A 21,036-nucleotide genomic window follows, 5' to 3' on the forward strand; every position below is an offset into this window, starting at 1 on the left:
CGTGGGGAAGGAGGTGGGTGGGCGATGGGGGGGGCGGAGGGGGGTGGCCGACAACACGGGGGGTGGCGAGGGGGGGGAAGCCGTCCGGGCCGCCTCCCCACTCCGTGGGAGACACCGCGTCAGAGCTCGGTCCGGCGGCGCCGGACGACCACGACGAGATCGACGACGGCGAACAGGGTGATCAGCCCGAGGGCGACGGCGAAGCCGGTCAGGGTGCCCCGGCTGGGGGCGCCGTCCACCGGGGAGGAGGCCGCCCAGAACGCGAAGCCGGCCGTCCCCAGGGCGAACAGCGGCGTGAAGGTCAGCGACAGCAGGTAGCGGAGCTTGAGGTCGCTGCGGGCGGTGGCCGGCTCGGTGCCGCTGCGCCACCGTCGCGGCGTCGTGGCACGCATGGGCGTTCACCTCCGGGCCGCGCGGGTGGGGGCTACCATTCCAGCGTACGTCCGAGGGGGAGAGCCGGGGAGGCGCTGTGACGGGTTCGGACGCCGTGGGGGCGGGCACGACGGGGGAGGACGCCGAGGGCTACGCGGGGCTGCGGATCGAGCGGGCCCGGGAGCTGGCCCGGCGGCACGGCTGGGCCTCGGTGCGGGTGCTGGAGCCGGGACAGCTGATGACCATGGAGTACCGGGAGGGGCGGCTGAACCTCGCGGTGCGGGACGGTGTGGTCGAGCGCAGCTGGGAGGGGTAGCGTCCGCTCGCGGAGCGGGCGGAGCCAGCGGAGCCGAGGGAGCCGGCGGAGGTGACGGGGCGGCGGGGTTCAGCGTGCGAAGCGGCGGTGCAGCCGTTGTTCGGCGACCGCGAGCAGCGGCTCCAGCAGGGGCAGGGAGAGCAGCACCAGCAGCCCGGCGGCCCAGCCGGCCAGCACGTCGGAGACCCAGTGGGTGCCCAGGTAGACCGTGGTGAGCCCGATCGAGCAGGCGGTGGCGGCGGCGATCACCGCGCCGGTGCGCTGCCAGCGGACCGCGAGGTAGGCGAGCACGCCCCAGGTCACCACGGCGTTGGCGGTGTGGCCGGAGGGGAAGATGGTGCCGCCGGAGAACAGCTCGGGGGAGCCGACGTACTGGGCGTAGTGCGGGCCGAGCCGACCGGTGACGATCTTGACGGCGCCGACCGTGACGTTGAGCAGCAGCAGGGCGACACCCATCACCAGCAGCGGGCGAAGCCGTCCGAGGCGGTGGGCGCGCCAGAGCAGCCAGGCGAACGCGGCGACGGCGCTGGGCCCGCGCTGCCCGGCGATCACCCAGGTGTCGAGCAGCGGCTCCAGGCTGGGCCACCGCTCGTACGGGCGGAGCAGGCGCACCGACCAGTCGAGGTCGACCAGGTCGGTGTTGAGCAGGACGCCGGCCAGGACCAGCAGGTAGGCGGCGAGGGTGACGGCGAACAGGGTGGCCCGGCGGCGGCTCATCGGCGGCCACCCGGGCTCGCCGCGGACGGGACCGGGGAGCTCCCGGCGGCGGTCGGCGGTGCAGCGATCCGGCCCTTGTCGCGGAATGCGAGCGGCGGTACTTCTGGATTGCACGGGGTGACCATACCCATCCGGGCGAGGCCATTCCTGAGGGAATTGTCATTTTCCCGGGAAATCGACAATTGGGTCCGCCCGCGGTGACCCGGGGAGTGATTTCCAGTATTCCAGGATCGAATGCCCGTGTGGTCTTCGAATGATTCTGCAAAAGCCCCGGTAAAGAAAACGGAGTGGGCGGCCGGTTCGACCGGCTTCCCACTCCGTGGTAACCCTGTGTAGGTTCAGTGCTCAGTCGAGGGGGCCGCCCGCGACGTAGATCACCTGGCCGGAGACGAAGCCGGCGGCCTCGCCGGCGAGGAAGGAGATGGTGTTGGCGACGTCCTCGGGCTCTCCGACGCGCTGGACCGGGATCTGGGAGGCCGCGGCCCGCTTGAAGTCCTCGAAGTCCATGCCGACCCGGGCGGCGGTGGCCGCCGTCATGTCCGTGGCGATGAAGCCGGGGGCCACCGCGTTGGCCGTGATGCCGAACTTGCCCAGCTCGATGGCCAAAGTCTTGGTGAAGCCCTGGAGGCCGGCCTTGGCGGTCGAGTAGTTGGCCTGGCCGCGGTTGCCCTGGGCGGAGGAGGAGGACAGGTTGACGATGCGGCCGAAGCCGGCGTCCACCATGTGCTTCTGCACCGCGCGGGTCATCAGGAAGGCGCCGCGGAGGTGGACGTTCATGACCGTGTCCCAGTCGGACTCGGACATCTTGAAGAGCAGGTTGTCGCGGAGCACCCCCGCGTTGTTGACCAGCACGACGGGGGCGCCGAGTTCGGCGGCCACGCGGTCGACGGCGGCCTGGACCTGCTCGGCGTCCGCGACGTCGGCGCCGACGGCCAGCGCGCGCCCGCCGGCGGCGGTGATCCGGTCGACGGTGTCCTTGCCGGCGGCCTCGTCCAGGTCCAGGACGGCCACCGCGTAGCCGTCGGCGGCCAGTCGGACGGCCGTGGCGGCGCCGAGGCCGCGGGCGGCGCCGGTGACGATGGCCACCCGGGTGGCGGTGCTCTGCTCGGTCATGCTCGCTCTCGTCTCTCTCTCGGGGGTCCCGCCGGGGGGAGTGCCCCCGGGGAGGGTGCCCACACCCTACCGGCGGGTAGGGGAGGCGGCCAGGGTGGAGAGGCCCAGGTGACGGTCGGTAAGGACCGACCGGTCGGGTTTCTGCTGAGAACGGGTTACTGCAAGGGCGTGGCGGGCGCGTAAATATGCCAATGTTGCCGAACCTGCGTCTACTATCCGCCCCTGCCTGCCAGCAAGGGCCTGCCGTTTGTATAGTGTCCGCCAGCAGCCACCGGCTGCACGGCTGGAGCGCCCTCCCTCATAGCTGGACGCCCACTCGCCGTTACTGCCCCACCCGGGTGTCCCACACACACCGGGTGTGACATCGGGACGGATACATGGTGCTGGGGGAGATCCCGACAACCCGCGTGTCCGCGCGACTGCAGCAGTCGCCCGGACACCTCATTCGCGTTGCACAGCAGGTTCACACCCGTCTGTGGTCCGAGCACGTCGGAGCCGATCTCACGGCTCCGCAGTTCGCGGTCCTGTTGGTGCTCGCCCTCGAACCGGGCGCGGACCAGCGGACCGTCGGCGAGCGAGCCTCGCTGGACAAGGCCACGATGGCGGAGATGGTCGCGCGGCTGGTCCGCCGCGGCCTCGTGCTGCGACGGCGCGACCCGGCCGACGGCCGGCGCAAACTGCTCGCCCTCTCGCAGAGCGGCGCCCAGGCGGTGCGCGAGGCCACCGGTGGTGTGGTCCGTGTCCAGCGGGTGCTGTTCGAGCCGCTCGCGCCGGACGAGCAGGTCGAAATCGTCCGGGTGATGGCCAAGATAGCCAGGCTGGAACCCGCGGCGGTGGCCGTCTTCACCGACGCGCGGCCGATACTGGACGCCCAGCGGGCGATCGGCTACCTGATCAGGGTCGGCCAGCAGGTGCACACCAAGCTCTGGTCGGAGCACGTCGGGGCTGAGCTGACGGCCCCGCAGTACGCCGTGCTGGACGCCCTGGAGCTGGAACCGGGCGCGGACCAGCGCACGGTCGGCGAGCTGGCCTCGCTGGACAAGGCCACGATGGCCGAGATGGTCAGCCGGCTGGTGCGCCGCGGTCTGGTGCAGCGTCGGCGCGACCCCTCGGACGGGCGGCGCAACCTGCTCTCGCTCTCACCGGCGGGTCAGGACCTGTTGCACCGCTCGGCCGCCGGAGTGGCCGAGGTCCAGCGCTTGCTGCTCGCTCCGCTCGCGGAGGAGGAGCACGAGACGGCGCTCGCACTCATCGCCAAGGCGGCCAGGCTCTAGCCCAAGCTTTGGTAACAACAGCCAAAACGATTCACCAAGTCTCATGAGGCCCTTGGCCGTCGGCAGCGACCGATGGTCGGGGTCGGTGAATCCGGGTACGCCGAAGTGCCGCTCGTCCCTGACCGGAATGAGCGGTACTTCGATATGACCGACAGTCAGAATTACTGTCGTCGTTGTCGGGGGCGCCGGGCCTGGTCGGCCGGCGCCCCCGCGGCGCTCGTCAGTTCCAGTCGAACCCCTGCGGGTCCGGGCCGATCCGCTTGCCGGTGGCCACGCCCGCGATCGCCGCGATGTCCTCGGCGTCCAGCTCGAAGCCGGTGACGTCCAGGTTCTCCCGGATGCGGGACGGGGTGACCGACTTCGGGATGGCGATCACGCCGCTCTGCAGGTGCCAGCGGAGCACCACCTGGGCGACCGTGCGGCCGTGCTTCTCGGCGATCTTCGCCAGCGCCGGCTCGGCCAGCAGCTCGCCGCCCTGGCCCAGCGGGCTCCACGCCTCGGTGGCGATGCCGTGCTCGGCGTGGAAGGCGCGCAGCTCCTCCTGCGGGAAGTACGGGTGCAGCTCGACCTGGTTGAGCACCGGGACGACCGAGGCCTCGTCCAGCAGGCGGGTCAGCTGCTCCTGGCCGAAGTTGGAGACACCGATCGACTTGACCCGGCCGCCCTCCTTCAACTGCTCCAGGGCCTTCCAGACGTTCAGGAAGGTGCCGTGCATCGGGCGCGGCCAGTGGATCAGGTACAGGTCGAGGTAGTCGAGGCCGAGCTTGTCCAGCGAGGCGTCGAACTCGCGCAGCACCGCGTCGCGGCCCTGCTCGCCCGACCAGTCGCGGGTGCCCGAGTTCCACAGCTTGGTGGTGACGTAGAGGTCCTCGCGGGCCAAGCCGCCCGCCAGTGCCTCGTTGATGGCCGCGCCGGTACCGGCCTCGTTCTGGTAGATCGCCGCGGTGTCGATCGAGCGGTAGCCCGCCGCGATCGCCTCGCGCACGGCGGGGGTGGCCTGGGCGTCCTCGACCTGCCACACGCCGAAGCCGAGCTGCGGGATCTGAGCGCCGTCGTTCAGGGTGACGCTGGGGATGTTGCTCACGGGAAGGGGTGCCTTCCTGGTTGTCCGTTGGTTCCAGAGGGGGCAACTGGTGCCCCGGCACGATTGTTCCCGCCGTTCGGGCGAATCTTTGGGGAAGCTTTACGGCGGCGTGGCGTGCGTCGGGGGCCGTGCCACGGGGTGCGCGCCGGGGCGCGTGGGGGGTGTGCGGCAGGGGCGGCGGAAAACCTGTTGCGTGGATCACAGTGGGCTTGGCAGGCTCGCGGACATGACCTCCTGAAATCCGGGTCCTTCGTACCCGTTCGCTGCCGGTCCGGCCGCCTGTCGCCGGACGTGTCGATGTCGCCGCGCCGTTGCGCCGCGCCTTCGGGTGTCCGTTCCCGCGCGACCGCGGGCCACCCGTGCCGCCCGTACCTCCCGTGCCCGCGCACGCCTTGCACACCTCGAACCATCCGCACCCCTCGCACCCCTCGTATCGGAGTGTCATGCCGCTCACCCCACTGCCGCTGGCCGATCCCGGCAGTCCCGACCTCTCCTCACCGATGGCCTTCCTGCGCTGGCTGCAGCGCGCCCAGCGGCGTGGGCAGGTCCGCGCCACCTGCTGGGCGCTGGTCGAGATGGGCGCCCAGGCCACTCTGCCGGTGGCGCTCGGGCGCGGCGTCCAGGCCGCCGTCGACGGCGACGCCGGCGGGATCTGGCGGGCCGGCGCGCTGGCCCTGCTGCTGGCCGCCACCGCCGCGCTCGGCTCCGTGCTGCTGCACCGGCAGGCGGTCTGGAACTGGATCCACGGCGCCTGTCACGTGCGGCAGTTGGTGGCCGGGCAGGCCTCGCACCTGGGCGCCGGGCTGTCCCGGCGGATCGCCACCGGCGAGGTGGTCGCGGTCGGCAGCGGGGACGTCGAGCGGATCGGCTGGTACGTCGAACTGGTCGCCCGGGTCCGGGCCGCGGTGATCGTCTGGCTGGCCGTCAGCGCGGTGGTGCTGGTGGTCGAGCCGGTGCTCGGGATCGGGGTGCTGCTCGGCGTGCCGGTGCTGGCCGCCTCGGTGTGGCCGCTGATCGGGCCGTTCGAGCGGCGCTACGCCAAGCAGCGCGAGCTCGGCGGTAAGGCGACCGAGCTGGCTGCCGACACGGTGGCCGGGCTGCGGGTGCTGCGCGGCATCGGCGGCGAGGAGCTCTTCCTGGAGCGGTACCGGGCGGCCTCCCAGAAGGTCCGGGCGGCGGCCGTCCGTTCGGCCCGGCTGTGGTCGCTGATGCAGGCCCAACAGGTGCTGCTGCCCGGGCTGTTCGTGGTCGGGGTGACGTGGTACGGCGCCCGGCTGGCGGCCTCCGGCGAGCTCGGCGTGGGCACCCTGATCGCGGTGTACGGCGCGACCGCCTTCCTGGCCGCACCGCTGCGGATCCTGGGCGAGGCGGCGCACGCCTGGAGCGTCGCCCGGGTCTCCGCCGGGCGGGCCGTGCGGGTGCTCTCGCTCAGCCGGACCAGCGGCGAGGCCGAGGGCGTGCTGACCAGGCCGGGCCGCTCCGACCTGCACGACCCGACCACCGGGCTGACGGTCCGGGCCGGCGAGCTGACCGCGGTGGTCTGTGGGGACCCGGACTTCGCCGGGGCGCTCGCCGAGCGGCTCGGCGGCCACGTCCCGCTGGCCGAGGGCGAGCAGGCCCTGCCCTCGGTGCGGCTCGGCGGCACCGAGCTGGACACCGTGCCGCTGGGCGAGGCCCGGGCGGCGGTGCTGGTCCACGACAAGGAGCCGGTGCTGCTCTCCGGCACGCTGGCCGAACTGCTGGACGTGCCGTCCTCCGGCCGGGTCCCGGTCGAGGACGCGCTCGCCGCGGCCCGTTCCGAGGACGTACTGGAGGCGCTGGTGGACGGTTCGCCGGACTGCGCGGGCGACCCGATGCGGGCCCGGATCACCGAACGCGGGCGCTCGCTCTCCGGCGGGCAGCGCCAGCGGCTCGCCCTGGCCCGCGCGCTGCTGGCGGACCCGCCCGTCCTGGTGCTGGACGAGCCCACCAGCGCGGTGGACGCCCATACCGAGTCCCGGATCGCCGCCGGCCTGCGGGACACCCGGGCCGGGCGCACCACCGTGGTGTTCGCCACCAGCCCGCTGCTGCTCGACCGGGCCGACCGGGTGGTGCTGCTGCGGGAGGGCCGGGTGGTGGCGGCCGGGCGGCACCGCGAGCTGTTGCGCACCGAGCCGGCCTACCGGGCCGTGGTCACCCGGGACGAGGAGGTGGCGCCGGTATGAGCAGCGCCGTGATGAACAGCGTCCTGGGAAGCGCTCCCGCTGGGGGCGCCACTGTCAACCGTCCGGAGCCGTACGTGAGGAGTACGTCATGAAGCCCCCCGTCCACCAGGAGCAGGGGCCGGTCACCACCCTGCCGGTCGGCTCCCCGGCCGCCGTGCGCGGCTACCTGGGGGTGCTGGCGCGGCGGCACCGGGGCGGGTTCGCCACGGTGGTGTCGCTGCACTCGGTGGCCACCCTGGCCGGGCTGGTCGGGCCCTGGGTGCTCGGCAACCTGGTCGAGTCGCTGGCCACCGGCACCGCCGGGGCCACCATCGCGGTGGCGGTCGGCTGGTACCTGCTGGCGCTGGCCGTGCAGACCGCGTTCACCGGCTGGTCGCGGCTGCGCGGGGCGGTGCTCGGCGAGCGGGTGCTGGCCGACCTGCGCGAGGACTTCCTGGTCCGCTCGGTCGCGCTGCCGACCGGCGTGCTGGAACGCGCCGGCACCGGGGACCTGGTCTCCCGCGGCACCACCGACATCGACCGGCTGGACAAGTCGGTGCGCGAGGCGGTGCCCGAACTCGCCGTCGCGGTGGTGTCCCTGCTGCTGGTGCTCGGCGCCCTGCTGGTCACCTCGCCGCTGCTCGCGCTGACCTCACTGGTCGGGCTGCCGCTGCTGCTGGCCAGCTCCCGCTGGTACTTCCGGCGCGCCCCGCAGTCCTACCGCAACGAGGCGGCCGGGTACGCGGCGGTCAGCAACGTGCTGGCCGAGACGGTGGACGCCGGGCGGACGGTCGAGACGCTGCGCCTGGGCGAGCAGCGGGTCCGGCTGACGGACCGCAAGCTGCGCGAGTGGCTGGCCTGGGAGCGCTACACCCTGTGGCTGCGCTCGGTCTGGTTCCCGACCATCGACGCCGTCTACACCGCGGCGGTGCTGGCCACCCTGGTGGTCGGCGGGCTGTTCACCCTCCAGGGTTGGCTCACCGTCGGCCAGTTGACCACCGGCGTGCTGTACGCGCAGATGCTCACCGGCCCGGTCGACCTGATCCTGCGCTGGTACGACGAACTGCAGATCGGGCAGGCCTCGCTGGCCCGGCTGGTCGGCGTGCACGAGGTGCCGGACCACGAGGGCGACGAGTCGGCCCGCCCGGACGGCCGCCGGGTCGAGGCCCGGGACGTCCGCTTCGGCTACCGCGAGGGCGCGGACGTGCTGCACGGGATCAGCCTGGACGTCGCCCCCGGGAGCCGGGTCGCGCTGGTCGGCCCGTCCGGGGCGGGCAAGTCCACCCTCGGGCGGCTGATGGCCGGGATCTACGCGCCCGGCCGCGGCAGCGTCACCCTCGGCGGGGCGGCGCTGTCCCGGATGCCCGCCGAGCGGGTGCGGGCGGAGGTCGCCCTGGTCAACCAGGAGCACCACGTGTTCGTCGGCACCCTGCGGGACAACCTGCGGCTCGCCGCGCCCGAGGCGGACGACACCGAACTGCGGGCCGCGCTGGACGCGGTGGACGCCGGGGGCTGGGTGGACGCCCTCCCGGACGGGCTGGACACCGAGGTCGGCTCCGGCGGCACCGCGCTGACCGCGCCCCAGGCGCAGCAGCTCGCCCTGGCCCGGCTGGTGCTGGCCGATCCGCACACCCTGGTGCTGGACGAGGCCACCTCGCTGCTGGACCCGAGGGCCGCCCGGCACCTGGAGCGGTCGCTGTCCCGGGTGCTGGAGGGCCGTACGGTCATCGCGATCGCCCACCGGCTGCACACCGCGCACGATGCGGACGTGATCGCGGTGGTCGAGGGCGGGCGGATCAGCGAGTACGGCAGCCACCCGGAGCTGGTCGCGGCCGGTGGCCCGTACGCGGCGCTCTGGCGCTCCTGGCGGGACGAAGGCCGGCCGTAGGCGCCGGGCGGAGGAGGGTAGCGCGGGTTCCAAACCCGTACGGGGCCGGATTGCCCCGTACGGGTTACTCCCCCGCCGGTAAGGGCGCGTAACCGGGCAAATCGTCGGCCCGGACAGCAGACTGCTCCGGTGACCAAGATTTCAGACGGCTCGTCCCGGCCTCAGCGCAGCGAGATCGGCGGGATCCCCACGCGGTACATCGGGATCGGCGTCATCGTGATCCTCGCGGTGTGGTTCCTGTTCGCCAACCTCGACAAGGTCAAGATCCAGTTCTGGGTGTTCACCGTGACCGCGCCGCTCTGGATCGCGCTGCTGGCGACGCTGCTCGCCGGCGGGGTGCTGGGCTGGCTGTTGCAGGGACGGCGCGGCCGGTGAGCACCGCCCCCGAGCCGGCCCCGACCGGTTCCCCGGCCTTCGCCCCGCTGATCGAGCTGCGCGGGGTCAACAAGCACTTCGGCGAGCTGCACGTGCTGCAGGACATCGAGCTGACGGTCGGTCGCGGCGAGGTCGTCGTGGTGATCGGACCGTCCGGTTCCGGGAAGTCCACGCTCTGCCGGGCGATCAACCGGCTGGAGCCGATCGAACGCGGCACCATCCTGATCGACGGGCAGCCCCTGCCCGAGGAGGGCAAGGGGCTGGCCCGGCTGCGCGCCGAGGTCGGGATGGTGTTCCAGTCCTTCAACCTGTTCGCGCACAAGACCGTGCTGCAGAACGTCTCGCTCGCCCAGATCAAGGTGCGCGGCCGGGCCAAGGCCGAGGCGGAGACCAAGTCGCGGGCACTGCTGGAGCGGGTCGGGTTGGCGTCGCAGGCCGACAAGTACCCGGCCCAGCTCTCCGGCGGCCAGCAGCAGCGGGTGGCGATCGCCCGGGCGCTGGCGATGGACCCCAAGGCGCTGCTGTTCGACGAGCCGACCTCGGCCCTCGACCCCGAGATGATCAACGAGGTGCTGGACGTGATGCGCCAGCTGGCCAGCGAGGGCATGACGATGGTCGTGGTCACCCACGAGATGGGCTTCGCCCGGGCCTCGGCGAACCGGGTGGTGTTCATGGCGGACGGCCGGATCGTCGAGGACCGCGCCCCGGAGGCCTTCTTCAGCGCCCCCGAGAGCGAGCGCGCCCGGGACTTCCTGTCCAAGATCCTCAAGCACTGAGGGCGGTGCCGTGAACCGAAGGACGACGCCCGCCGCGCGGGTGCGCGCACGCCTGACCGCCGCGGCCCTGCTGCTCGCCGTGCTGGCGACCGGCTGCGGCAAGGCCGGCACTCCGCCCCCCAAGGGCCCCCAGCCCAGCGCGCTGCCCAGCTACCAGGTGCAGAACGCCGCCTCGATCACCGGCTCGTCGACCCTGGACGCCGCCCGCGGCCGGGGCCACCTGGTGGTCGGCGCGAAGGAGGACCAGCCGTACCTGGGCCAGAAGAACCCGGCCACCGGCGTGTACTCCGGCTTCGACATCGAGATCGCCAAGATGGTCGGCGCCTCGCTCGGCTTCCCGCCGGACAAGATCCAGTTCAGGACCATCGCCTCGGCCAACCGCGAGACCGCGCTGCAGAACGGCCAGGTGGACTACTACGTCGGCACGTACACCATCAACGACAACCGGAAGAAGCTGGTCGGCTTCGCCGGGCCGTACTTCATCGCGGGGCAGTCGCTGCTGGTGCGCAAGAACGACGACAGCATCCACGGTCCGCAGGACCTGAACGGCAAGAAGGTGTGCTCGGCGGCCGGTTCGACGCCGTACCAGCGCATCCAGTCGCAGTACCCCAAGGCGCACCTGATCGGCTACGACACCTACTCGGCCTGCGTGGACAACCTGATCACCGACCAGGTCGACGCCGTCACCACGGACAACGCGATCCTGCTGGGCTACGCGGCCAAGGTCCCGGACGAGCTCAAGGTGGTGGGCCCGCTGTTCTCCACCGAGCCGTACGGGATCGGCACGCCGAAGAACGACACCGTGCTGCGCGGGGCGCTGGACGACGCGCTGGCGTACCACGAGCAGAACGGCGACTGGAAGAAGGCCTTCGACGCGACCCTCGGCCTGTCCGGGGAACCCGCGCCCACCCCGCCGCCGATCGACCGGTACTGAGAGGGCCGCGCCGTGAAAACCCTGACCGACAACTGGTCGACCTACTGGGACGGCTTCCTCGGCACGCTCTCGCTGTTCGCGGTGAGCGCCGTGCTGTCGTTGCTGCTGGGCGTGCTGATCGCGGGCTTCCGGGTCTCGCCGGTCCGGCCGCTGCGGGCGTTCGGGACGGTGTGGGTGACGCTGCTGCGCAACACGCCGCTGACCCTGCTGTTCTTCATCGTGGTGCTGGGCCTGCCCCGGTTCGACATCACGCTGCCCTTCTACACCTTCGCCGTGCTGGCGCTCGGCTGCTACACCTCGGCCTTCGTCTGCGAGGCGATGCGCTCGGGCATCAACACCGTGCCGTCCGGGCAGGGCGAGGCGGCTCGCAGCCTGGGGATGAGCTTCGGGCAGACGATGGGGCTGGTGGTGCTGCCGCAGGCGTACCGCTCGGTGGTGGCGCCGCTCGGCAGCGTGATGATCGCACTGGCGAAGAACACGGCGATCGCCGGTTCGTTCAGCGTCACCGAGCTGCTGGGCACCTACCGGACCATCAACGAGCTGGGCTACAGCATCATCTGGACCTTCGTCTGGATCGCCGTCGGCTACCTGATCATCACCCTGGCCGTCAGCGCCGTCTTCAACCTGCTGGAACGACGAGTGGCGGTGTCCCGATGACGGTTGGATCCTCGGCGCTGTACGACATCCCCGGTCCGAAGGCGCTGGCCCGGCACCGGCTGTACGGCGGGATCGCGCTGCTGCTGATCGCGGCGCTGATCGGCTGGATCGTCTACATGCTGTTCCACACCCACCAGTTCACCTACGCCAAGTGGGAGCCCTTCGAGTACCGGGGTGTGCAGGACCTGCTGCTGCGCGGGTTGGGCAACACCCTCCGGGCCTTCGGCTGGACGGTGCTGTTCGCACTGCCCTTCGGCGCGCTGTTCGCGGCCGGGCGGCTGTCCGACCACCGGGTGGTGCGGTGGTTCTCCACGCTGGTGGTGGAGTTCTTCCGGGCCATGCCGCTGCTGGTGATGATCTTCTTCGTGTTCGTCGCCCTCAAGGTGCAGCCGCTCTGGGCGCTGGTGGCCGGGCTGGTGCTCTACAACGGCTCGGTGCTGGCCGAGGTGTTCCGGGCCGGCGTGCTCGCGGTGCCCAGGGGGCAGCGGGAGGCGGCGTACGCGCTGGGCATGCGCAAGACCCAGGTGATGGCGTACGTGCTGGTGCCGCAGGCCAACCGGGCGATGCTGCCGGCCATCATCAGCCAGCTGGTGGTCGCGCTCAAGGACACCTCGCTCGGCTTCCTGATCACCTACGAGGAGTTCCTGCACGCGGGGAAGCTGATCGCCACCAACCTGGACTACGACCTGCCGTTCATCCCGGTGGTGATGGTGATCGCGCCGATCTACATCGGGATGTGTCTGCTGCTGTCCTGGCTCGCCCGCTGGGTCGAGCGGCGCAGTCGGCGCAGTCCGAGCGTGCGGGGCGGGGCGCCGGTGGCCAAGGCGGGGGTGGCGATGGGGCTGCCGCCGTCGGCGCGGTGAGGACCCGGCATCCACAGTGGGGGGAAGGGCGGTTCGGGACTTAACCATAGGTGCCGAAGGGGTCGAGGCCTGGACCTCCAAATTCCTCTTATGATTGCGGAGGCAGGCGGCAGACGACCGGGCGGAGGGGCCATGGAGCCGGTGTTCGACTCGCGGCACATCAGGACGTTCCACGAGGTCGTCAGAGCCGGTTCCTACTCGGCCGCGGCCCGGGAACTCGGCTACACCCAGCCCGCGATCACCCAGCAGATGAAGGCCCTCGAACGCACCGTCGGCGTCCCGCTGTTCACCCGGGCCGGCCGCGGCCTGCGGCTCACCGAGGCCGGTGAGGCGCTCTCCCGGCACGCCGAACTGATCCTCGGCAGCCTCTCCGCGGCCCAGCAGCAGCTCGCCGCGCTCGCCCGGCTGCGCGCCGGGCGGGTCCGGGTCTGCGCCTTCCCCAGCGCCAACGCCACCCTGATACCCGAGGCGATGGCCCGGCTGCTCGCCGAGCACCCCGGCGTCCGGGTCGAACTGCTGGAGGCCGAGCCGCCGGACTCCGTCCAGCGGCTGCTGCGCGGGGAGTGCGACATCGCGCTGGCCTTCCGCTACCCGGGCCAGGCCACCGAGCTGCCGGACGGCCTGGACGAGATCCCGCTGATGGAGGACCTGCTCACGGTGCTGCTGCCGGTCGGGCACCCGCTCGGCCGCCGGCACGCCGTCCGGCTGGCCGACCTCGACGGCGAGCGCTGGATCGCCGGCTGCCCGCGCTGCCGGGCCAACCTGCTGCACGTCTGCGCGGAGGAGGGGTTCGCGCCCGACATCGTGTTCTCCACCGACGACAACCTGGCGGTGCAGAGCCTGGTCGCCGCCGGAGTGGGGATCGCGCTGATGCCCGCGCTGGTGCTCTCCTTCATGTGCCACCGCAAGGTCACCGGGCGGGCCGTCGAGCCGCACCTGCGGCGGCAGGTGAGCGCGTACGTGCTGCGCGAGCACCGGCGGATCCCGGCCACCGGGCTGGTGCTGGACCACCTGCGGCAGGCGGCGGCGAGCCGGGTCGGCTGCTGACCCCGGCGCCGCGGGCGCTCGACGGGCGGGTCGACCCATAAGCGCGGATGGGGGTGATGCTTAGAAACCCTCGTTGGACGTGATAGGTCGGGTGGTCCGAACCTGCTGCCATGACACTCCCAGCCACGGTCGGCAGCGACCGGCTCACCGAGCGGATGACCGCACTGGTCAGCGAGATCCGCTCCGTCGTGGACCGCGGACTGCCCCCCGAACTCACCGCGTACCTGGTCGGCGAACGCCTCGCCCCGCACCTGCTCGCCGACCCCGACGGCCCCGACGCGCTGCTCACCCCCGCCCAGTGCGAGGGTGACCCGCAGCGCTACCGCCAGCACGTCGTGCACGCCGAGGCCGACGGCAGCTTCTCCGTCGTCGCCCTGGTCTGGCTGCCCGGCCAGCAGACCCCGATCCACGACCACGTCTCCTGGTGCGTGGCCGGCGTCCACCGCGGCCAGGAGAGCGAGACCCGCTACCGGCTGATCTCCGACGGACGCACCTCCCGCCTGGTCGAGACCGAGCACGTGGCCGGCCCGGCCGGGACGGTCGCCGCCTTCGCCCCGCCCGGCGACATCCACCTGGTGCGCAACGCCTGCAGCACCACCGCCATCTCCATCCACGTGTACGGCGCGGACGTCTCCCGGCTCGGCACCAGCATCCGGCGGGTCTACCGGCTCCCCGCCGACCAGGAGCGGTGAGCGGCGGCGTGGCACTCACCCTCCGGGAGCGGGCCGCCCGCACCCGCTCGCTCCCCCCGCTCGGCGGGGACGCCCCCGGCCTGCTGCTCGCGGCGGTCGGGGTGGCCACCGCGATCGCCGTCCACGCGGCCGTCCCCGCCGTGCCCAAGCTCACCGCCGCCGTCGTGCTCGGCATGGCGGCGGCCCACCTGCCCGGGCTGCGCCCGGTGGTCCGCGGGGTCGCCCGGTCCGGGCTGTCGACGGCCGGGAAGCGGCTGATGCGGCTCGGGATCGTGCTGCTCGGACTCAAGCTCAGCCTGGACGACGTGTTCGGCCTCGGCTGGGCCACCGTCGCCATGGTGCTCACCGTGGTCGCCGCCACCTTCGCCGGCACGCTCTGGCTGGGCCGGCGGCTCGGGCTGCCCGGCGACCAGCCGCTGCTGGTCGCCACCGGCTACTCGATCTGCGGGGCCTCGGCGATCGGCGCGGTCAGCCAGGCCGCGGGCAGCGAGGAGGAGGACGTCGCCTCCTCGGTCGCGCTGGTCACCCTGTGCGGAACCCTGGCCATCGCCGTACTGCCCCTGTTGCAGCACCCGTTGGGGCTCGGCGAGCTCGAGTTCGGGCGCTGGGTCGGGGCGAGCGTGCACGACGTCGGGCAGGTGGTCGCCACGGCGCAGACCGGTGGCCCGGGCGCGTTGCGTGAGGCCGTGCTGGTCAAGCTGATGCGGGTGGTGCTGCTGGCGCCGCTGGTCGCGGGCGTGGCCGTGACGGTGCGGCGCAACGCGCGCACCGCGCGCCGGGCGGGTGCGAACGGTGCGGCCTGTGCGGACCGTACGGCCGGTACGGACGGTACCGCGAAGACCGGCAGCCGGCCGCCGATCGTGCCGCTGTTCGTGGCCGGCTTCCTGGCGATGATCGTGCTGCGGACCACCGGGGTGCTGCCCGAGCGGGCCCTCACCCTGGCCGGGGACGCGCAGGAACTGCTGCTGGCCGCCGCGCTGTTCGGGCTCGGCAGCGCGGTGCACCTGCCGACCATGGCGAAGACCGGCGGGCGGATCGCGCTGCTCGGGCTCGGGTCCTGGGTGGTGGTCGCGGGGGTGTCGTACGCGGGGGTGCTGCTCACGACCTGAGCGTCCTCAGCGTCCGGCCGCCCGCCGGCCCGCCCGTCTGCCCGCCCGCCGGCCCGGATCCGGTCTCCGGCCCGGCCGGCGGGGACTCGGTTATTGTCGGGTGGGTGATCGCCCCGACGAGGCGAAGCACCGCCGAGTCCGCCGAGGAGGAAGCATGACCACCGCACTGCCCGAACGCGACGCCCACGAGGCCGTCGTCACGCTCGACCGGCGGGAGGGCCCGTTCGGCGAGGTGGTGCTGCGGCAGCGCGGCCGGCACTACGAGATCATCGCCAACGGCTGCTTCCTGATGGACACCGCGGACGGGCGCTCCGAACGGCTGCTGATCCAGGCGGCGTTGGACGAACTGGACCGCACCGGCGCCGGCCCGGCCGCGCCGTCGGTGCTGATCGGCGGACTCGGCGTCGGCTTCTCGCTCGCGTACGCGGCCGCCGAGCCGCGCTGGGGGCGGATCGCCGTCGTCGAGCGGGAGGACGCGATCATCGACTGGCACCGCTCCGGCCCGCTGGGCGCCTTCTCCGGTGGCGCGCTGGACGACGCGCGGGTCTCGGTGATCCACACCGACCTGCTGGAGTACCTGGCCGCGGCCGACGGCGAGCGCTACGACGCGCTGTGCCTGGACATCGACAACGGGCCGGACTGGACCGTCACCGACTCCAACTCCGGGCTCTACGGGGCGGACGGGCTCGCGGTGCTGTGGCACCGGCTGCGGCCCGGCGGGGTGCTGGCGGTGTGGAGCGCCCAGCCGTCGGCGGCCTTCGAGGAGGCGCTGCGGACCGCCGGGTTCTCGGACGTCGTGACCGCGGAGGTCCCGGTGAGCCGGGGCGTGCCGGACGTGGTGCACCTGGCGCGCCGGGCCGACTGAACCGGGGCGCTGCGCAGGTCGGTCGGGTCGAGCGGGCGGTGGTGTGGTGGTGGAGAGCGGATCGCCTTCGGAGCGGATCACGGCGGAGCTCCGACGTCGGATCGCGGCGGGGGAGTTGGAGCCGGGCGCCCGGGTGCCCTCGACGCGGCGGATCGTGCAGGAGTGGGGCGTGGCGATGGCCACCGCGACCAAGGTGCTGAACCGCCTGCGCGAGGAGGGGTTGGTGCGGGCCGTCCCCGGGGTGGGGACGGTGGTGGCGGCCCGGCCGGAGGCCCGGTCGACGGCTCCAACGGCTCCGACGGCTCCGACGGCTGCTCCCACCGGGAATCCGGCTCCGGCCGCCGCTCCCGCCGTGGCGCCGGTCGCGACCCCGGCTCCGACGGGCGGGCGGCGCGGGAAGGGCGGGGAGCGGGAGTTCGGCCGGGAGCGGGAGTTCGGCCGGGAGCGGATCGTCGCGGTGGCGGTGCAGGTGGCCGACGCCGAGGGGCTGGCGGCGCTGTCGATGCGTCGGATCGCGACCGAGCTGGGCGTGGCCACCATGTCGCTCTACCGCCATGTGCCCGGCAAGGACGAGCTGTTGCGGCTGATGATGGACAAGGCCTTCGCCGAGCATCCGCTCCCGGGAGCACCCGCGCCGGACTGGCGGACGGGCCTGGACGAGATCGCGCGCTTGCAGTGGCGGATCTACCGGCGCCACCCGTGGCTGGCCACCACCATGTCCTTCACCCGGCCGGTGCTGGCGCCCGACGCGGCGCTGCACACCGAGCGGTCGCTGGCGGCGCTGGCGGGGACGGGGCTGAGCATGGAGGAGATGGCCCAGGCCGCCGTCAGCCTGGCGGCCTTCACCTGCGGACTGGCGGTCCACTTCGAGCGGGAGGCACAGGCCGAGCAGGACAGCGGGATGTCCGCGGACGAGTGGATGGACCGGCTGGACGACCGGGACCACGACCGGCTGATGACGGACCCGGAGCGGTTCCCGATGTTCGAGGCGCTGAACCGGGGGCCGGAGATCGACATGGGCCTGGACGCGCTGTTCGAGTTCGGGCTGGCGCGGATGCTGGACGGCGTGGCGGCGCTGATCGCGGCGCGGGGGAGCGCCTGACGGCGGACGGCCGACGGATGGCGGCCGACGGATGGCCGACGGGACGGACGGCCGGGGGCTTTCCGAGGCGGTGAGCCGCTCCGGAAGGCCCCCGGCCGTCGCCGGTCAGCCGAACGGCCGGTGCTCCGGGGCGGCGTCCTCCGCGGCTTCGGCCTCCGCCTCCGGTTCGTCGGTGGTGGGGGTGGTGCCGGAGATGCCGAAGGGGTCGAAGTCCGGCGGCGGGATCATCACCGGGGTGCCCTTGCGCGGGGCCGGGGCGTCCGCCGCGTCCGCTGCGGGGGCCGCCGTCGGAGCGGGCTGGGCCGGGATCAGCGGCGGGGTCGAGGGCGGCGGCGGGACGGCGGGGCCCTGGGCGGCGACGGTGGTGCCGAACGGGTCGGGCTTCTGCTCGGCGGCGACCGTGGTGCCGAACGGGTCCGGTGCCTGGGTGCCCCCGGCGGGCGGTGCGGCGGGCTCGTCCGTGGTGGGGGTGGTGCCGGAGATGCCGAAGGGGTCGAAGTCCGGCGGCGGGATCATCACCGGGGTGCCCTTGCGCGGGGCCGGAGCGTCCGCCGCCTCCGCCGCGGGGGCCGCTGTCGGCTCCTCGGCGACCGGGGCGAAGGGGTTGAAGTCGGCGGGCGGGATGCGCACCGGGGTGCCGCGCAGGTGCACCGGCTTCTCCTCCTGGTCCGCCGCCGAGGGGGCGGTGGCCGGAGGAGCGGGCGGAGCGGCGGGCGGGGTCACCGGGACGGGCGGGGCAGCCACCGGTGCGGGCGGGGCGGCCACCGGGGCGGGCGCGGCCGGTGTCCGGAGCGACTCGCCGTCCCAGCCGAACTGGATGCTCTTCAACAGCTCCGCGAACGCCTCGGTGTACAGCTCCCAGTCCTCCGGCCGGGCCGTGGACAGCTGGGCGCACAGCACGGTGCCGCCGTCCGGCAGCGGTACGAAGGCCTGGACGGCCGAGGTGACCACCCAGCGGCGCTGCCCGTCGGCGGCCAGCGCCCCGGGCACCGGCACGGTCCGGCCCTCGACCAGCACGGCGGCCGGCCCGGCGGGCAGCAGCACCGTCCAGACCTCGGCATGCCGCCGTACGGTGGCCAGTTCGGTGGCGAGCGCGGTGATCGGCAGGGGGTGCCGGGCGAGCGAGATGACCAGGGTGGCCTCGGAGGCGCGTCCGTCCACCTCCAGCGCGCAGACGCCCGCGTAGCGGACGCCCGCGTCCTGGAGCAGGTCGGTCAGGGTGGCGGTGATCACCGCGAAGTCGCGGCGCGGCTCCGGCCCGGTGGCGCTGAACAGCTCCTCGGCGACCTCGGCCAGGTGCCCGGTGAGTTCGGCGGCCGCCGCGAGGGTGGCCCGGTCGGCGCCGTCGGCGTCCCCGGCGGTGTCCACCGGAGGGGCGGGCACGGTACGGGCGGAGACCCCGGCGGGCCCGCCGGGGGAGGTCAGCGGGTGGAAGCCCGGCGGGACGACCAGCCGGACCTCGGTGCCCGCGCCGGTGGCCAGTTCGACCGGCTGCCGGGTCTGCTGACCGGCCGCCAGCGCGGCCAGGGCCGGGGCGAACGGCGGGCGCAGCTTGGCGTCGGCGAACTCGCCGGTGACCGGCAGCTGGAACAGCGCGGCCGAGGTGGTACCGCGGTCGGCGATGGCGCCGCGCACCGCGCCGCCGCCGTAGCGGTTGTGCAGTGCGGTCGTCACCCGGTCGGCGACCCGTGCGCCGGTGCCGGGGCGGGCCGTTCCGGCGGTGAGCACCGTGCCGAGCCGGTCAACGGCCTCGTGCACCGGGCCGTTGGGTGCCAGCGGCAGGCCGAACAGCGCCTCGGCGGCGGGGTGTTCAGTCGGCTTCGGGGTGCTGAGCGCGGCGGCCGGGAGGCGCGAGGTGTGCTCGTCGAAGAGGGCGTCGGTGAGCGTGCCGAGGGTCGCGCAGACCTGCTCGGCTGCCGCGAAGGGGTTGGCCTCCGCACTGAACTGGACGTCCTGGGTCAACTGGTGAGCCCCCCGCTCTGCTCCGTCTGCGGTCGGTGGTTCGGGTGGGACCGGAACCGCCCGGGCGGCGGGTCGTCAGGTCCCCGCCCATTCCTATCAGAGCCCACTGTCGGCACCGAACCGCAGGATCACCCGATGATCACGCCGGGGAGGCGTCGGCGGACCCTTCCGTGGCCTGCGCGGACGGTTCGTCCACCGGTCCGGAGGTCGTCGGAGCGGGCGCGGAACCGGGCGCGGAACTCTCCGCCGGACCGACCGTCGGAGCGGCCAGCGCGGTGAGCGCGTCGAGGATGCCGGGGACGGCGAGCAGCCCGGCGAGGTCCTGGACCAGCCGCCCGGAGGGCCCCTCGGGCCGCTCGTCGGCGAGGAAGGCGGCCAGCTCGGTGGCCAGCGCGGGCTCCCGGGCGGCGGTGAGGGCGAGCGAGGCGACGAACTCCTGGACCAGGTGCAGCTGCAGTTCCTCCAGCGGTACGGACCGCTCGGCCAGCCACTCCAGCGAGGTGATCTCGGCGTTGGCGATCCAGGCCCGGACGGTCAGCCGCAGCCCGGGGCTCGGCGCCGGGACGGCCAGGTGGGCGAGGATCTGGTCGTGCGCCGCCCGGCGGACCTCGTCGATCACCGCCGAGGTGCCCGGGCTGGCCGCCACCGAGCCGCCCCGCAGCAGCGCGGCGAAGCCGGGCCCGTGGCTCTGCACGAAATCCAGGTAGCGGCCCATCACCCGGTACAGCCGCTCCGACAGCGGCCCCTCCATCGGCTCCTCGAAACGCGCCGAGAGCTCCCGCCCGGCGCGCCGCAGCGAGGCCTCGTACAGCGCCTGCTTGCCCGGGAAGTAGTGGTACACCAGCGGCCGGGAGGCGCCCGCGGCGGCGGCGATGTCGTCGATCGACACCTCCTCCGGGGGGCGCCGGCTGAACAGCTCCAGGGCCACGGCGATCAGCTGTTCCCGCCGCTCGTCGACGCTCAGCCGCCGGCGCGGCCGCTCGCCCGTGGCCCCCCGGTCGGGGGCGGCGGCGGTCCGTGCTGCGCGGTCGGCCGTCGGCGACGGCGTACGGGAGGCCATGCGCGCAGCCTATCCGGCGGCCGTCCGCGGGCCCATGCGGCCTTCCCGCGCCTACCGAACCGAACCGGCCCGACCCGGCCCGGCCGGTGGGCTACCCGGCCTTGAGCTCCAGGTAGCGGCGGTAGGCCTCCAGCCCGTCGACCACGAAGGTGTCGCGGGCGAGGCGTTCGGCGAGCTCGGCCGGGGTCAGCCAGGCGTGCCAGGCGACCTCGGACTCCTGCGGGGAGACCGGGCCGTCCCACTCCGCCTCGTACATGTCGCACCACCAGGAGAGCCTGCCGCCGTCGGGCTCCCGGAACAGGAACTTGAAGAGCGGGCGCGGGGCGATGCCCCGGACGCCGAGCTCCTCCTCGGCCTCGCGGACGGCCGCCTCGGCGTAGCTCTCGCCGGAGCCGACCACGCCGCCGACCCACATGTCGTACGCGCCGGGGGCGAACAGCTTGGTGTCGGTGCGGCGGTGGACGAAGATCCGCCCGGCCGGGTCGCGGACCATGACGAAGACGCAGCGGTGGGTCAGCCCCTGGCGGTAGACCTCCCCCCGCAGCGCCGTCCCGATCACCCGGTCGTTCTCGTCGACGATGTCCAGCAGCTCTTCGGCAGGGTTGGTCATGAACCACAGGTTAGGGTTTCCGGGCCCGCTTCGAACG

The 21,036-nt window shown here is 73.6% G+C and carries 21 protein-coding genes; 14 read left to right on the forward strand and 7 right to left on the reverse strand.

Going from position 1 to position 21,036, the window contains the following annotated elements; genetic code table 11:
- Positions 1 to 119: 119 nt before the first annotated feature.
- Positions 120 to 392, reverse strand: coding sequence for a DUF6343 family protein (locus ACZ4W5_RS01985; protein ID WP_465652115.1), 273 nt, complete (start codon positions 390 to 392; stop codon positions 120 to 122).
- A gap of 77 nt (positions 393 to 469) precedes the next feature.
- On the opposite strand from ACZ4W5_RS01985, the gene ACZ4W5_RS01990 reads away from it, so the two are divergent.
- The gene (locus tag ACZ4W5_RS01990; protein ID WP_360238785.1) at positions 470 to 688 is read left to right on the forward strand and encodes an I78 family peptidase inhibitor; all 219 of its coding nucleotides are present in this window, start codon (positions 470 to 472) and stop codon (positions 686 to 688) included.
- Between the two features lie 69 nt (positions 689 to 757).
- Here the strand turns inward: ACZ4W5_RS01990 and ACZ4W5_RS01995 are convergent, their stop codons facing one another.
- Together ACZ4W5_RS01995 and fabG are read right to left on the reverse strand one after the other, a co-directional pair.
- Positions 758 to 1,405: a phosphatase PAP2 family protein gene (locus ACZ4W5_RS01995; protein WP_360238783.1), complete on the reverse strand. Its 648-nt coding sequence runs from the start codon at positions 1,403 to 1,405 to the stop codon at positions 758 to 760.
- Positions 1,406 to 1,750: 345 nt separating this feature from the next.
- Positions 1,751 to 2,518, reverse strand: a complete 768-nt coding sequence (gene fabG, locus ACZ4W5_RS02000) for a 3-oxoacyl-ACP reductase FabG (RefSeq protein WP_360238781.1) — start codon at positions 2,516 to 2,518, stop codon at positions 1,751 to 1,753.
- 377 nt (positions 2,519 to 2,895) lie between these two features.
- On the opposite strand from fabG, the gene ACZ4W5_RS02005 reads away from it, so the two are divergent.
- Positions 2,896 to 3,792 carry a MarR family winged helix-turn-helix transcriptional regulator gene (locus tag ACZ4W5_RS02005; RefSeq protein ID WP_360238779.1) on the forward strand — a complete coding sequence of 299 codons (897 nt, stop codon included), beginning with the start codon at positions 2,896 to 2,898 and terminating at the stop codon, positions 3,790 to 3,792.
- Positions 3,793 to 4,012: 220 nt separating this feature from the next.
- Here the strand turns inward: ACZ4W5_RS02005 and ACZ4W5_RS02010 are convergent, their stop codons facing one another.
- Entirely contained in the window at positions 4,013 to 4,876 is an 864-nt protein-coding gene (locus tag ACZ4W5_RS02010; RefSeq protein WP_360238777.1) for an aldo/keto reductase, read from the reverse strand.
- A gap of 443 nt (positions 4,877 to 5,319) precedes the next feature.
- Between ACZ4W5_RS02010 and ACZ4W5_RS02015 the strand changes: the two genes are divergently transcribed.
- The 12 genes from ACZ4W5_RS02015 to ACZ4W5_RS02070 all read left to right on the forward strand — a co-directional run bounded on the left by ACZ4W5_RS02015 (position 5,320) and on the right by ACZ4W5_RS02070 (position 17,367).
- On the forward strand, positions 5,320 to 7,080 hold the full coding sequence (locus ACZ4W5_RS02015) for an ABC transporter transmembrane domain-containing protein (RefSeq protein WP_465652120.1): 1,761 nt from the start codon (positions 5,320 to 5,322) through the stop codon (positions 7,078 to 7,080).
- A gap of 88 nt (positions 7,081 to 7,168) precedes the next feature.
- Positions 7,169 to 8,947: an ABC transporter ATP-binding protein gene (locus ACZ4W5_RS02020; protein WP_465652122.1), complete on the forward strand. Its 1,779-nt coding sequence runs from the start codon at positions 7,169 to 7,171 to the stop codon at positions 8,945 to 8,947.
- A gap of 129 nt (positions 8,948 to 9,076) precedes the next feature.
- Entirely contained in the window at positions 9,077 to 9,322 is a 246-nt protein-coding gene (locus ACZ4W5_RS02025; protein ID WP_360238771.1) for a LapA family protein, read from the forward strand.
- 47 nt (positions 9,323 to 9,369) lie between these two features.
- Positions 9,370 to 10,098: an amino acid ABC transporter ATP-binding protein gene (locus ACZ4W5_RS02030; RefSeq protein ID WP_360238868.1), complete on the forward strand. Its 729-nt coding sequence runs from the start codon at positions 9,370 to 9,372 to the stop codon at positions 10,096 to 10,098.
- 10 nt (positions 10,099 to 10,108) lie between these two features.
- Positions 10,109 to 11,032: a glutamate ABC transporter substrate-binding protein gene (locus tag ACZ4W5_RS02035; protein ID WP_465652125.1), complete on the forward strand. Its 924-nt coding sequence runs from the start codon at positions 10,109 to 10,111 to the stop codon at positions 11,030 to 11,032.
- A gap of 12 nt (positions 11,033 to 11,044) precedes the next feature.
- The gene (locus ACZ4W5_RS02040) at positions 11,045 to 11,689 is read left to right on the forward strand and encodes an amino acid ABC transporter permease (protein ID WP_360238767.1); all 645 of its coding nucleotides are present in this window, start codon (positions 11,045 to 11,047) and stop codon (positions 11,687 to 11,689) included.
- The gene (locus tag ACZ4W5_RS02045) at positions 11,686 to 12,552 is read left to right on the forward strand and encodes an amino acid ABC transporter permease (protein WP_360238765.1); all 867 of its coding nucleotides are present in this window, start codon (positions 11,686 to 11,688) and stop codon (positions 12,550 to 12,552) included. The genes ACZ4W5_RS02040 and ACZ4W5_RS02045 overlap by 4 nt, the downstream gene beginning before the upstream one ends.
- Positions 12,553 to 12,693: 141 nt before the next feature.
- Positions 12,694 to 13,599 (forward strand): LysR family transcriptional regulator, encoded by a 906-nt coding sequence (locus ACZ4W5_RS02050; RefSeq protein ID WP_360238866.1) that lies wholly within the window; start codon positions 12,694 to 12,696, stop codon positions 13,597 to 13,599.
- Positions 13,600 to 13,709: 110 nt separating this feature from the next.
- Entirely contained in the window at positions 13,710 to 14,291 is a 582-nt protein-coding gene (locus ACZ4W5_RS02055) for a cysteine dioxygenase family protein (protein ID WP_360238763.1), read from the forward strand.
- An 8-nt stretch (positions 14,292 to 14,299) separates the two neighbouring features.
- Positions 14,300 to 15,400, forward strand: a complete 1,101-nt coding sequence (locus ACZ4W5_RS02060; protein WP_465652129.1) for a YeiH family protein — start codon at positions 14,300 to 14,302, stop codon at positions 15,398 to 15,400.
- A 154-nt stretch (positions 15,401 to 15,554) separates the two neighbouring features.
- On the forward strand, positions 15,555 to 16,265 hold the full coding sequence (locus ACZ4W5_RS02065; RefSeq protein ID WP_360238761.1) for a spermidine synthase family protein: 711 nt from the start codon (positions 15,555 to 15,557) through the stop codon (positions 16,263 to 16,265).
- Positions 16,266 to 16,314: 49 nt separating this feature from the next.
- The gene (locus ACZ4W5_RS02070) at positions 16,315 to 17,367 is read left to right on the forward strand and encodes a TetR/AcrR family transcriptional regulator C-terminal domain-containing protein (RefSeq protein WP_360238759.1); all 1,053 of its coding nucleotides are present in this window, start codon (positions 16,315 to 16,317) and stop codon (positions 17,365 to 17,367) included.
- Between the two features lie 105 nt (positions 17,368 to 17,472).
- Here the strand turns inward: ACZ4W5_RS02070 and ACZ4W5_RS02075 are convergent, their stop codons facing one another.
- From ACZ4W5_RS02075 to ACZ4W5_RS02085, 3 genes are all read right to left on the reverse strand, one after another.
- On the reverse strand, positions 17,473 to 19,329 hold the full coding sequence (locus tag ACZ4W5_RS02075; protein WP_465652131.1) for a hypothetical protein: 1,857 nt from the start codon (positions 19,327 to 19,329) through the stop codon (positions 17,473 to 17,475).
- 139 nt (positions 19,330 to 19,468) lie between these two features.
- On the reverse strand, positions 19,469 to 20,389 hold the full coding sequence (locus tag ACZ4W5_RS02080) for a TetR/AcrR family transcriptional regulator (RefSeq protein ID WP_465652133.1): 921 nt from the start codon (positions 20,387 to 20,389) through the stop codon (positions 19,469 to 19,471).
- A gap of 91 nt (positions 20,390 to 20,480) precedes the next feature.
- Positions 20,481 to 20,999, reverse strand: coding sequence for an NUDIX hydrolase (locus tag ACZ4W5_RS02085; RefSeq protein WP_465652135.1), 519 nt, complete (start codon positions 20,997 to 20,999; stop codon positions 20,481 to 20,483).
- Positions 21,000 to 21,036: the final 37 nt, after the last annotated feature.

It is taken from the genome of Kitasatospora sp. NPDC029367, from assembly GCF_055569135.1.